At 48.5% G+C, this 12,147-nt stretch carries 13 protein-coding genes; 12 read left to right on the top strand and 1 reads right to left on the bottom strand.

Translation table 11 applies throughout. The features are described 5' to 3' along the window. The first annotated feature begins 39 nt into the window (after positions 1-39). From rpsP to ylqF, 9 genes are all read left to right on the top strand, one after another. Entirely contained in the window at positions 40-312 is a 273-nt protein-coding gene (rpsP, locus tag ACPV3A_RS14120) for a 30S ribosomal protein S16 (RefSeq protein WP_006211361.1), read from the top strand. 21 nt (positions 313-333) lie between these two features. Continuing rightward, on the top strand, positions 334-564 hold the full coding sequence (locus ACPV3A_RS14115) for a KH domain-containing protein (protein WP_006211360.1): 231 nt from the start codon (positions 334-336) through the stop codon (positions 562-564). A 111-nt stretch (positions 565-675) separates the two neighbouring features. Then, entirely contained in the window at positions 676-1,197 is a 522-nt protein-coding gene (gene rimM, locus ACPV3A_RS14110) for a ribosome maturation factor RimM (protein ID WP_194543597.1), read from the top strand. Between the two features lie 3 nt (positions 1,198-1,200). Further along, on the top strand, positions 1,201-2,019 hold the full coding sequence (trmD, locus tag ACPV3A_RS14105) for a tRNA (guanosine(37)-N1)-methyltransferase TrmD (protein WP_339218378.1): 819 nt from the start codon (positions 1,201-1,203) through the stop codon (positions 2,017-2,019). Between the two features lie 168 nt (positions 2,020-2,187). After that, entirely contained in the window at positions 2,188-4,305 is a 2,118-nt protein-coding gene (locus ACPV3A_RS14100; protein WP_426199989.1) for a collagen-like repeat preface domain-containing protein, read from the top strand. 112 nt (positions 4,306-4,417) lie between these two features. Continuing rightward, positions 4,418-4,561, top strand: coding sequence for a hypothetical protein (locus tag ACPV3A_RS14095; protein ID WP_181469736.1), 144 nt, complete (start codon positions 4,418-4,420; stop codon positions 4,559-4,561). Between the two features lie 240 nt (positions 4,562-4,801). After that, positions 4,802-5,146 (top strand): 50S ribosomal protein L19, encoded by a 345-nt coding sequence (gene rplS, locus ACPV3A_RS14090; protein WP_015736355.1) that lies wholly within the window; start codon positions 4,802-4,804, stop codon positions 5,144-5,146. Positions 5,147-5,249: 103 nt separating this feature from the next. Beyond that, the gene (lepB, locus tag ACPV3A_RS14085) at positions 5,250-5,864 is read left to right on the top strand and encodes a signal peptidase I (protein WP_036663956.1); all 615 of its coding nucleotides are present in this window, start codon (positions 5,250-5,252) and stop codon (positions 5,862-5,864) included. A gap of 54 nt (positions 5,865-5,918) precedes the next feature. Continuing rightward, positions 5,919-6,785 (top strand): ribosome biogenesis GTPase YlqF, encoded by an 867-nt coding sequence (gene ylqF, locus ACPV3A_RS14080; RefSeq protein ID WP_426199988.1) that lies wholly within the window; start codon positions 5,919-5,921, stop codon positions 6,783-6,785. 262 nt (positions 6,786-7,047) lie between these two features. On the opposite strand, the gene ACPV3A_RS14075 is transcribed toward ylqF, so the two are convergent. After that, positions 7,048-8,088 (bottom strand): LacI family DNA-binding transcriptional regulator, encoded by a 1,041-nt coding sequence (locus tag ACPV3A_RS14075; protein ID WP_194543594.1) that lies wholly within the window; start codon positions 8,086-8,088, stop codon positions 7,048-7,050. Positions 8,089-8,620: 532 nt separating this feature from the next. On the opposite strand from ACPV3A_RS14075, the gene ACPV3A_RS14070 reads away from it, so the two are divergent. Genes ACPV3A_RS14070 through ACPV3A_RS14060 form a run of 3 tightly spaced genes read left to right on the top strand, consistent with a single transcriptional unit; the run spans position 8,621 to position 12,069 of the window. Beyond that, complete coding sequence (locus tag ACPV3A_RS14070; protein ID WP_339296703.1) at positions 8,621-9,517, top strand: ABC transporter permease; 897 nt, start codon at positions 8,621-8,623, stop codon at positions 9,515-9,517. A 16-nt stretch (positions 9,518-9,533) separates the two neighbouring features. Next, entirely contained in the window at positions 9,534-10,415 is an 882-nt protein-coding gene (locus ACPV3A_RS14065; RefSeq protein ID WP_194543592.1) for a carbohydrate ABC transporter permease, read from the top strand. A gap of 52 nt (positions 10,416-10,467) precedes the next feature. Beyond that, the gene (locus ACPV3A_RS14060) at positions 10,468-12,069 is read left to right on the top strand and encodes an ABC transporter substrate-binding protein (protein ID WP_426199987.1); all 1,602 of its coding nucleotides are present in this window, start codon (positions 10,468-10,470) and stop codon (positions 12,067-12,069) included. The last annotated feature ends 78 nt before the right edge of the window (positions 12,070-12,147 follow it).

Below are 12,147 nucleotides of genomic sequence, written 5' to 3'. Positions count from 1 at the left end.
ATATCGAATGGACATTTTTTGAAGGAGGTGAATTTTCAAATGGCAGTACGTATTCGTCTGAAACGCATGGGTGCTCACAAGGCTCCTTTCTACCGCGTGGTGGTTTCTGATTCCCGTTCCCCGCGTGATGGCCGTTTTATCGAGGAAATCGGTTATTACAATCCGGTTGCTCAACCGGCTGAAGTTAAGATCGATGAAGAGAAAGCACTGAACTGGCTTCAAAATGGTGCGCAAGCATCTGACACGGTTCGCAACTTGCTTAGCAAAGCGGGCGTAATGAAGAAGTTTCATGAGCTGAAGCATCAGAAATAAGACTGATCGCGAGGGTTATCTATGGAAGAATTAGTTCGCGTTATTGCTAAGGCTTTAGTGGATCATCCAGAAGATGTGACTGTGAAGACCGTTGAGAAGGAGCACTTGATTGTATATGAGCTGTACGTGCATCCTGACGATGTCGGGAAGGTCATAGGCAAACAAGGGCGTATCGCCAAATCATTGCGTACAGTCGTAACATCGGCGGCGGTTAAAATGGATAAACGGGTGACCGTTGATATCATTTCTTAAAATATACGAAAGGGGGTTAGGATGCATGTCCTAGCCCTTTTTCGTACATGCTGAAGAAATCAGCCGGTCATACTAGCGTGAACGTTCATTAAGTGATGCAGGAGGAAGACCATGTCTGAAAAGTTGTTTACTGTAGGGAAAATCGTGAATACGCACGGCATCCGTGGGGAAGTTAAAGTCATGCCGCATACGGATTTTGCCGACCAGCGATTTGCTCCAAAGAGCCAGCTGTACATTGTCCCCGAGAAGGGGAGCAAGATTGAAGCAACGGTGGATACATCCCGTTTTCATAAAAACATGTACATCCTTAAATTCAAGGAGCTGCATGGCATCAATGATGCCGAGAAATATAAAGGCTCGCTGCTGAAGATATCAGCGGATCTTCAAGAGGAACTTCCGGAGAACGAGTACTACTTCCATGAGATTATTGGCTGCAAGGTGATGACCGATGAAGACCCTGCTGAGGAGCTCGGCACGATCTCCGAAATTCTGACGCCGGGCGCTAACGATGTGTGGGTTGTCAAAACGCCTCAGGGAAAAGAAATTCTTCTTCCGGCCATACCGGATGTCGTACTTGATGTAGACAAGGAAGCGAAGCTTGTCCGCGTGCATCTCATGGAAGGGTTGTTATAGTCCATGCGGATTGATGTGCTGACGCTGTTCCCCGAGATGTTCGATGGCGTATTTCAATCGAGTATTTTGGGTAAAGCGGCCGAGAAACAAATTGTGAGCTTGAATGCAATCAACTTCCGCCAGTATGCCGGGAACAAGCATGGTCAGGTCGATGACACTCCATATGGCGGAGGCGGAGGGATGGTGTTAAAGCCGGACCCGATTTTTGCTGCGGTGGAGGATATTCTTGCTTCCAATGGGAATGAGATTGCAAACCATGGCGGCGATGGGGCTAATCCTGCCGAGGAGATTCCAGCGGAAGTCTCCGGAACAGTCAAGCCTCCGCGAGTCATTCTGATGTGTCCGCAAGGAGAGACTTTTACGCAGAAGAAGGCGGAAGAATTATCACAGGAAGACCATCTGGTGTTTATATGCGGGCATTACGAAGGTTACGATGAACGAATTCGTGAGTTTCTTGTTACCGATGAGTTGTCCATCGGAGATTATGTGCTCACCGGTGGAGAGCTGCCGGCGATGGTTGCCATCGATTCTGTAGTCCGATTACTTCCGGGTGTACTTGGCAATGAAAACTCAGCGGTGACGGATTCATTCAGTACAGGGCTGCTCGAATATCCGCACTATACACGTCCTGCTGAGTTTCGCGGCTGGAAAGTGCCGGATATCCTGCTAAGCGGTCATCATGCGAATATCGACGTGTGGCGTCGGGAACAAGCGCTTAAGCGGACATGGGAGCGTCGCCCGGAATTGTTAGACAAGCTGGAATTGTCGAAACAGGATCGAGCGTATATAGACAAGCTACAGCGAGAAGCGGGATCCTCATAAGCTTTTTTGCTCAATCGAAGAACAGATCTGTGAGCACAGGTCTGTTCTTTTTTTTATTCCTTAAACGAACCGGTTTCAAGCTGGCACCCCAGAACAAAATTCGTATGAAATGAATAGTGTGATAAATAGGCGTTTGCGGATGTATGAGATCGTAAGGGGTGAAATCGATTGAGGCAAGAAAGAAGGAAGCGTAGGGACAGCAAGGCTGTCATTCAAGGACTTACATCTGGACGAATCCGTGTAGGAAGGAACCAAGCCACTCGATTCGTTACATTGATCTGTCAATTAACGTCACTGTTACGCGCATTTGTGGAACAGCCGGTTAACGAGAATTTCACGCTTATCAAAATACAATTGCAGAGCCTTAACGACCTGGTCTCGGGAATGAGGTTTTCGCTGCGAGAACGGCGGGGGCTTAGCCAGGCCGTGCAGCAAATTGCAAGGATTTCCAATGCGGACAATCTGGAAGGGATCCTAACAAGATTGAACGAAGTCATGACGTTGTTTCAATCATATGGAGAACGACTCGGAGTCGGGGGCGAGATCGGAACGGATATCGAGGCTTCACAACAAGGTATTCAATCTAGGCTGGAGTATGCGTTTCCGAGTGCGGATGCTGTGCCGTTGGTCAATTTAATGAACAATCTGCCTTTATATATTATGAATGCAACGACGAATCCAGGGGCATCGTCGCGCCATCAGCTTGCAGAAGTACTCCAAGGAATTAACCGGCAGGCTGCGAGATTAGGGAGTTCCGGACCACAGTTAAGTAGGCTGCAAGCAGCAGCGGATGGAATTCAAGTTTCGCTTTTGAATGGAGCTTCGCCTGAATTTTTGAATGAACAGTTGACTAATTATACGAATGCTCTTTCAGGAGCGGTAGCGACGTTAAACATTCCAGTGACTGTCCAACAAGCTGCCGTTCAATCTCTGGCAGTTGTAGCAAGGACGAGCGCTGTGAGCGTTCAGGGTCTAACAATCCAGGAAACCCTAGGAAGCGTACCGAGTAACGCTCGGCCGGGCGTGACTGGAGCAACGGGGGCAACAGGAGCAGCAGGAGCAACAGGAGCAGCAGGAGTGACAGGGGCAACCGGGGTCACAGGAGGAACAGGAGCAACGGGGGCAATAGGCCCGGCAAGCGCCACGCGAGCTACCGGAGAAACTGGCGCTACGGGAGCAACTGGGGTAGCCGGAGCAACAGGGTCAGTAGGGGCTACAGGAGCTGCAGGCGTGACGGGAGCCACGGGGACAGCAGGTCTCGCTGGTGCAACCGGTGTGACAGGACCGACGGGAGCTACCGGAGCTACCGGAGATGCGGGTGTTACAGGGCTAACGGGAGCAACTGGTGCAACGGTGGCAACTGGTGCAGTAGGGGCTACAGGAGAGACTGGAGCTACAGGGGCAACTGGGGTGACGGGAGCAACTGGTGAAACTGGTGTCACGGGAGCGACTGGAGAAACTGGAGCAAGTGGAGCAACAGGGTCAACGGGTGCAACAGGGTCAACGGGAGCAGCAGGAGCAACTGGAGCAACCGGAGTCACGGTGGCGACAGGCCTGACAGGAGCAACTGGTAAAACTGGTGTCACGGGAGCGATAGGAGTAACAGAAATACCCGGAGCAACTGGAGAGACCGGAGCAGCAGGAGTTACGGGAGCGACAGGAGCAACTGGGGCAACAGGAGCAGCAGGGACCACGGGTGCAATCGGAGCAACTGGGGTAACTGGAGCAACGGGTGCAATCGGAGTAACGGGATCGACGGGTGTAACGGGAGCAACAGGCGCAACCGGAACAGCAGGAATCACGGGTGCAACTGGGGTAACAGGAGCCACGGGAGTGACCGGTGCAACAGGCCCGGTAGGCCCGACCGGTCCAAATGGCTCCGCTACCCTTGTGGGAGGTAGTGTCATCTATGCCAGCAACGGTGCCACTCAAAATGTGGCTACCAATTCACCTGTTACTTTCTCTACAAGCACACTTCAAGGTGTAACTTTTAATGGTACAACAACGCTGACCATCGTGACAGCTGGTTTCTATTACTTTGACTGGCAGATTTCGCTCCAAACTGGTTCGACGGCGCCCAACACGTTTGGGATCGTTGTGAATGGAAATACCACGAGTACGGCGAACATGAACTCCATTTCGACCAACGCCGAAGTCTCAGGATCTGCCGTCATCAATTTAAGCGCAGGTAACACTGTAGGGCTCTATAATTTATCGCCAGTGGCCAAGTCGATTACAGCTCCTCAAACCGGTGCCAGAATTACTATCTTTAGAATTGGCTCATAACCCAGCATTGTATACTTCAGGGGCATTTTTTTAATAATGACTGATACAGCCCCTTCATTGGTGGGTAATATGTATCTGGAGAAACACTTGAGAGACGGGGAGGCATCTAGTCATGACAGAACATCGACAACAACAGGAAGCGAAAATAGAAGATACAAACAATACAGAAGTCCAATTTCAAACGGTAGACGACATTCTTGAATACTATGGCAAGCGCCACAAAGGACTGCACGACTCGAAAGAAAGCGTAAATTAAGTTCAGCCTAACCGCTTCCTCGCATGATTTTTCATGCTGGAAGTGGTTTTTTTATGAACGAAAGCTCGGTGAAAAACTGGCCTAACCATGAGGGTGTAAAGATAAAACACTTGATTCGGACTGCGAAATATGTTATTATTTCTTTTGTTGTGAATACGGTGGTCCGCTGCGGATAATGAAGGAAATACATAGAGTTTCCGGAAGATGCAAGAACACCTGTGTGAGAGGAGGGAGTCATAGATGAATATCGTTCAAGCGATTACTCAAGAACAACTTCGTAAAGATATTCCGAGCTTTCGTCCTGGTGATACTTTAAAAGTACACGTTAAGGTTATCGAGGGAACTCGTGAGCGTATCCAGTTGTTTGAAGGTGTAGTAATTAAACGTCGCGGTGGCGGAATCAGTGAGACTTTTACCGTTCGTAAAATTTCTTACGGTGTTGGTGTGGAAAGAACTTTCCCAATCAACTCGCCTAAAATCGATAAAATCGAAGTGGCTCGCCGTGGTAAAGTGCGTCGTGCGAAGCTTTATTATCTTCGTGAACTGCGCGGTAAAGCAGCGAGAATTAAAGAAATTCGTCGTTAATTACAAGGCGGTAGAAAGGGGCTTGTGCGTATATACAAGCCCCTTTTGTATATCCAAAAATCGTTATCATGCGAAAGCGATCTATAGGGAAGGACGGTGGGTTATGGAGAAAGATCAACACCAGGAGGCCATTGAAACCAACGTGGGGAAACCGGCCAAAAAGGCTAAGAACGAGCTTGTAGAATGGCTGAAGGCTCTTCTCATTGCTCTGGTTCTCGTCGTTCTCATTCGCTGGCTTCTCTTTAAACCGTTTATTGTGCAGGGTCCATCCATGGAACCTAACTTTGTATCCAATCAGAAGCTGATCGTCAATGAGATTTTATATGATATCCGCAAACCCGAGCGTGGAGAAGTTATCGTGTTCCATGTTCCTGATGAGGGCAGGGATTTCATTAAACGCGTAATTGCAGTTGCTGGTGATACGGTTAAAGTTGAAGGCGATAAAGTGCTTGTCAACGGGGAGCCTGTGAATGAAACCTACATACAGGAAGCAATTGATCAAGCTCATGCTGAAAACAGATTATACAATAACACGGACTTTCCGAACTCGTTCGTTCAGGACGGCGTTGTGCCAGAAGGCCATGTGTTTGTGATGGGGGATAACCGCTCCAACAGCACGGACAGCCGTATGATAGGATATGTTCCTTTGGGGGATATTATCGGGCGAGCAGACTTGATCTTCTGGCCGATTAAAGACATAGGGCTCATCAACCATTAGCCATGGCGCTATAGAAACGATGAAAGTTTGCAGAGCAAAGTAGAGGTGACGACGTTGACAATACAATGGTTTCCCGGACATATGACCAAAGCGCGCCGCCAAATTCAGGAGAAGCTGAAGCTGATCGATGCTGTAATTGAACTGATCGATGCGAGGCTTCCGCTCTCAAGCCGAAATCCCATGATTGACGAGATTTTGCAGGGCAAGCCGAGGCTCATTATTATGAACAAAGCCGATTTGGCAGATCCTGAGGTAACAAGGCAATGGCAAGCCTATTTCAAAGAAAACGGCTTAACCGCCTTCCCTGTAGATGCATCCACGGGGACAGGTGTTAAGGATATTCCGAATCAGATCAAGCTGCTGCTGAAAGAGAAGATTGACAAACAAATCGCCAAGGGCATGAACCCGCGAGCTATGCGGGTGTTGATCGTGGGGATTCCGAATGTAGGCAAATCCACGCTGATTAACCGGCTTGCCGGCCGGAACATCGCCGAGACGGGAGACCGTCCGGGTGTCACCAAAGGGCAGCAGTGGATTAAGGTTGCCGGCGGTGAGATGGAATTACTGGATACACCCGGTATCCTGTGGCCAAAGTTCGAGGATCAGAATGTAGGGTACCGCCTGGCGGTCACCGGCGCCATTAAAGAGGAAATATTGAATGTAGAGGATATTGCCTTTTTTGCGATCAAATATTTCTCCAACTATTATTGGGAATCGATGAGCGAGCGCTTTGATCTTAAGGAGCGCCCCACGGATCTGGATAACCCGGATGAAATTGTCGCTGTCATGGAAGCGATCGGAAAAAAACGCGGCTGTATCGTAAGCGGCGGAAGAGTCGATCTGGAAAAAGCCTCAAGCATTTTCCTGCGTGAGCTTCGCGCAGGTAAACTAGGGCGATATTCCATGGAATCGCCTTATTGAATCGTTAACGGAGAATGGGAGGATGAACTGCCTCTCACTCCAGCTCAACCCGAAAGAACCGTTCTGCCCGAATACCGGGAGAACGGTTCTTTTTTTTTTTTTTCAATAAAGGGATAAACATCAGAGGCATGCCCACACACACTATCGTAAGAAAAACTTTCTTTCCTCGTGTTCCGACCTTCTGTCCAAGTATGTCGATCAGCGTCTTTCTTGTGGATCAACTGGAGGTCCATGGTGGAGTCTCAGCTCCTTCTGCAATCCCCTAGTCTATTTTTTCAGTCGATGCCCTGAAGAGCGGTTTTGTTTGGATATGCGTGACTTGATAGGGTAACGCCGGTTCTTTCACCCGGGACAACAGCATGTTGGCCGCTGCAATTCCCATTTCATCGCTATAGATATGTACCGTTGATAAATGGGGTTCAACGATGCGCGATTCAGGCGCATTATCGAAGCCGCATACGGCAATGTCGCCCGGGATGGCGATATGGTTATTCTTCAAGGCTTTCATCACATTGACCGCAATAAAATCATTGGCGCATACAAAAGCGGACGGCATCTGTTTCATCTGTTTCAGCCGCTTCTCCATCCAGTCGGACTCGGAGAAAAACTCACGGTCCGGGTTTAGAACACATTGTTCCAGATCCAGCCGGATCCCCATTTCGGTCAAGGCCCGATTAAATCCCACCCAGCGTTCATTAAAGCTCTTGCAATGATGGATGTCCCCAATAAATCCCAAAGACATGTTGCCCTGCTCTATGAGCCGCCTGGTCATGTGGAAGGTGCTGTGTTCATTCTCCATCAGTAGTAAATCCGCTTGCAAGTCCGGGTAGAACATGTCAGCGGCACAATCGATAAATACGGTAGGAAGGCCGAGGCTTGTGAGCTCCTTGCTGTATTCCATATCAAATAACTCAATACAGATGATTCCATCCACTTTGGAGGATTCAAAATTGTTAGGCAGCGTCCGAGAATTTCGATCGATGTCCCGGACGATATGAATGGACAGGTTATAGCCTTCCGCGCTGATTCGTTTCTCAAGCCCGCTGATTAAGCGCGAGCCAAAATGGGAGGTGCTCGGAAGATTCGCCGTGAGAAGAGCGATGTTTCCCGGGGTTTTGGTCAGCAGGTTGTCCGTCTCCATGAAGGCAAATTGTTTGTATTTCAATTCGATTGCTTTTTTGATGACCCTGCTGCGCGTCTCGTCCGGAATACTTTCGCTGCCGTTCAAAGCTTTGGATGCCGTATTTCTGGAGATCCCCAGTGCATCCGCAATATCTTGAATTGTGACTTTTTCTTTCGTCATGTATCTGATTTCACCTCAAATGATCAACTTTATACCAGTCTCGTTGTTTCTCCCAGGCGCTATTGACCTGAATATCTTAAATCAAATGTATAATAGATTAGCTAAAATAGCAACCTCAACTTTACAAATGCACAGTCAATTTAACATTTAAACAACAGGGATTTAGTTGGAATTGACTTCGTTATTCCATTACATTTGTTAAAACATCATCTAACAAGGATGGAAAGGGTGGAAATCCGTAATTCTACGTAATAAACGACATGAATTACCCGTGTTTATGACAAATGGATGAAGTAAACGAACGATGTATATTGTCAATTGCACAAATAAATTTTTACAAAAACGATTGACTGAAGTTACATCATTTGATAAATTGTAAAAGCGACATTCAACAAAAGTGAAAAATGAAAGCCTTTTCTGTAAGCAATATGTAAACTTCTCTAGAAAGAACGGGGGAACAGGTTTGGAAAATTCAATGGAACCAGCCAACCAGGGGGCAGGGATAATCAGAGAACGGAGTTCTGCGGGGTGAATGCTCGCTTTCATCAAGAAAAACTATTTTCTGTACATACTGCTAGCTCCGGCGCTTATATTGACCCTTATTTTCAAATACGTCCCGATGTACGGTGCCGTAATCGCATTTAAGGATTTCAGTCCCATTAAAGGGATTCTGGGCAGCGAGTGGGTTGGGCTCAAGCATTTTGAAAAGTTTATCGCCTCGCCGAATTTTGACGTCATTTTTATGAATACGCTTAAATTGAGTTTTTTTGGTCTGATCTTTAGCTTTCCGGTGCCGATCCTGCTTGCGCTCATGTTAAACCAGGTTCGCAGAGCGGCAGTCAAGAAGAATATTCAGTTGTTCCTGTACGCACCCAATTTCATCTCGGTGGTCGTCATTGTCGGAATGCTGTTTATCTTCTTGTCGCCAACGGGGCCGATTAATCAATTGGTCATTTGGATGACGGGTAATCCGCTTATGTTTATGTCGCAGCCGGAATATTTCAGGTGGATTTATATCCTATCGGATATATGGCAGAGTGCCGGATGGGCCTCCATCATCTATGTGGCTGCTCTTGCGAATGTGGACCCGGAGCTGCATAACGCGGCCAGCCTGGACGGAGCTAACCTGCTCCAGCGCATTCGAAATATCGATCTGCCCACGATTAGGCCGATTATGGCGATCGTCTTCATACTTGCGGCAGGGGGCATTATGTCTATTGGCTTTGAAAAGGCTTATCTGATGCAGACCTCCATGAATCTTCCCACTTCTGAAATTATCGCTACCTATGTATACAAGGTCGGCTTACAGTCAGGCGATTACGCGTACTCGGCAGCGGTTGGTTTATTCAATTCCGTCATCAATGTCATTTTGCTCGTGACGGTGAACTTTATTGTCCGAAAACTCAATGAAGGCGAAGGCCTCTACTAGGAAAGGAGACATATTCATGGCCGTTAAACATTCACGCTTCGACCGCTTTCTGTTGTCATTAAATGCAATCTTTTTAACGCTTGCCGTACTGGTCGTGGTCGTTCCATTGGTTTACATTGTCGTTGCTTCGTTCATGGATCCCACCGTGCTGCTGAATCAAGGACTATCTTTTAAAATTTCCGATTGGAGCCTGGAAGGATATCAGATGATCCTGTCCAATCCTGCGATGCTTCGCGGATTTGGCAATGCGGTGTTCTATTCAACAGCATTTGCGCTTCTCACGGTAACGGTTTCGGTCTGTGCGGGATACGCCCTTTCGGAGAACCGGCTGGCCGGACGACACTTTTTCATGACGCTGTTCATTATCACCATATTTTTCGGAGGCGGACTGATTCCTACGTACTTGCTCGTGAGGGAGCTTGGCATGCTCAATACGGTATGGGCCGTGATCATCCCGGGTGCGGTCAATGTGTGGAATATCATTTTGTCCAGAACCTTCTTCAAAGGGGTACCGAATGAATTGAAGGAGGCTGCTAATGTGGACGGGGCTTCCGATATGAAAATCTTTGTCCGGATCGTCCTGCCGCTATCCAAGCCCATTATCTTTGTGCTCGCGCTGTATGCTTTCGTGGGCCAGTGGAACGCATTCTTCGATGCCATGATCTATCTGGACGATCCCAAGCTGCACCCGCTGCAGCTCGTTCTTAGATCGATTCTGATACAAAACCAAGCTGCGCCGGGCATGATCAGCGACCAGCTTGCGATGGCGGAGTTGAAACGGCTCTCGGAAATGATTAAATATTCGGCGATCGTGATATCCAGCCTTCCGCTGCTGATTATGTATCCGTTCTTCCAAAAGTACTTTGAAAAAGGTGTTATGGTAGGCTCGCTCAAATAGTGGCCCGCCCTCAACATAGTAATCCAAATATATGATTCGGGAGGTCATTGATATGAATAAGAAGGGATTCAAGAAACATAACCGTAAAAAAACGGTAACGCTGACAGCTCTGGCAGCCGTGCTGCTCTTGGCCGGATGCGGCAGTGGCGGTGAGGCACAAAGCGAGTCGCCGGACGGTAAGGTCACCCTGAACGTCCTGACGCAAAGCTCTCCGCTGGCTCCTGCCGACCCTAACGAGAAGCTGATCAACAAGCGGTTGGAGGAGAAAACCGGCATTCACATCAAGTGGAAGAACTACACCAGCGATGTATTTGCGGAAAAACGCAATCTGGCCGTGGCGAGCGGCGATTTGCCGGATGCCATTTTCGATGCCGGATACGGAGACTATGATCTACTGAAATTGGCGAAGGACGGGGTTATCATTCCCGTGGAGGATTTGATCGAACAGCATATGCCCAATCTCAAAAAGGTACTTGAGGAAGCACCGGAATACGTCAACATGATTACGGCGCCGGATGGGCATATTTATTCCTTCCCATGGATCGAGGAGTTGGGTTCAGGGAAAGAGCGGATTCAATCGGTGGATAACTTCCCCTGGATTAACGTGGAGTGGCTCGACGCCTTGGGGCTTGAGATGCCAACCACCACGGAAGAGCTAAAAACGGTATTGAAAGCGTTCAAAACCCAAGATCCGAACGGCAACGGACAGGCGGACGAAATACCGCTTTCCTTCATTAATAAGCCGGGCGGCGAGGATCTGACATTCCTGTTTGCTTCATTCGGCTTGGGCGAGAACTGGGATCATACCGTTGTTACGGATGATGGCAAGGTGGTGTTCACCGCAGCAGAGGAGGGGTATAAGGAAGCCATAGCATTCATTCACGAATTATATGAAGAGGGATTAATCGACATTGAAGCCTTCCAGCAGGATTGGAATACCTACCTGGCTAAGGGAAAGGACCACCGGTACGGCATGTATTTTACGTGGGATAAAGCCAACATCACGGGCATGAATGATACGTATGACCTGATGCCGCCGCTTGCAGGACCGTCCGGTGAGATCAATGTGACGAGAACGAACGGGATCGGTCTTGACCGGGGAAGATTGGTCATTACCAGCAGCAACAAGAAGCTGGAAGAAACGGCCAAATGGATCGATGCGATGTATGAACCGCTCCAATCGGTTCAGAACAACTGGGGAACCTACGGTGATGATACCCAGCAGAATATTTTTGAGCTGGACGAAGCCAAAGGGATGCTGAAGCATCTTCCGCTTGAAGGCACGGCTCCGGTAGAGCTAAGACAAAAAACAAGCATCGCGGGGCCGCTTGCGATCCTGGACGAGTATTATGGCAAATACACCACGATGCCGGATGATGCTGCGTGGAGGCTCAAACTCATGAAAGACGTCATGGTACCGCATATGAAAGCGGAGAATACGTATCCGAAAGTGTTCTTCTCCATCGACGAGTTGGATCGCTTATCCACGATTGAAGCGGACTTGTTCCCTTACCTGGAAAGAATGCGCACCGAATGGTACCAGAATGGAAAAGTAGATCAGGAATGGGACGCTTATCTGAAGGAATTGGATCGACTTGGACTTCAGGAGTGGATGACGATTAAACAAACGGGATACGACAGGAACATGAAGTAACCGTGTGGAATGCGGCCGCCGTTGATGCATATGGTTGAAGTACTGTCGTAAACCCATGATAACGATAATGAAGGAGAT

The organism is Paenibacillus sp. Dod16 (assembly GCF_049893405.1).
Classification (GTDB): Bacteria; Bacillota; Bacilli; order Paenibacillales; family Paenibacillaceae; genus Paenibacillus_AQ.
The sequence above is the reverse complement of the archived record's forward strand: the minus strand, read 5'-3'. Positions and strand labels throughout refer to the sequence as shown.

Bases quoted from the DNA above. Each gene is read 5' to 3' on its own strand.
- rpsP (WP_006211361.1), top strand. From the start codon at position 40: ATGGCAGTACGTATTCGTCTGAAACGCATGGGTGCTCACAAGGCTCCT.
- ACPV3A_RS14115 (WP_006211360.1), top strand. From the start codon at position 334: ATGGAAGAATTAGTTCGCGTTATTGCTAAGGCTTTAGTGGATCATCCA.
- rimM (WP_194543597.1), top strand. From the start codon at position 676: ATGTCTGAAAAGTTGTTTACTGTAGGGAAAATCGTGAATACGCACGGC.
- trmD (WP_339218378.1), top strand. From the start codon at position 1,201: ATGCGGATTGATGTGCTGACGCTGTTCCCCGAGATGTTCGATGGCGTA.
- ACPV3A_RS14095 (WP_181469736.1), top strand. From the start codon at position 4,418: ATGACAGAACATCGACAACAACAGGAAGCGAAAATAGAAGATACAAAC.
- rplS (WP_015736355.1), top strand. From the start codon at position 4,802: ATGAATATCGTTCAAGCGATTACTCAAGAACAACTTCGTAAAGATATT.
- lepB (WP_036663956.1), top strand. From the start codon at position 5,250: ATGGAGAAAGATCAACACCAGGAGGCCATTGAAACCAACGTGGGGAAA.
- ACPV3A_RS14075 (WP_194543594.1), bottom strand. From the start codon at position 8,088: ATGACGAAAGAAAAAGTCACAATTCAAGATATTGCGGATGCACTGGGG.
- ACPV3A_RS14070 (WP_339296703.1), top strand. From the start codon at position 8,621: ATGCTCGCTTTCATCAAGAAAAACTATTTTCTGTACATACTGCTAGCT.
- ACPV3A_RS14065 (WP_194543592.1), top strand. From the start codon at position 9,534: ATGGCCGTTAAACATTCACGCTTCGACCGCTTTCTGTTGTCATTAAAT.
- ACPV3A_RS14060 (WP_426199987.1), top strand. From the start codon at position 10,468: ATGAATAAGAAGGGATTCAAGAAACATAACCGTAAAAAAACGGTAACG.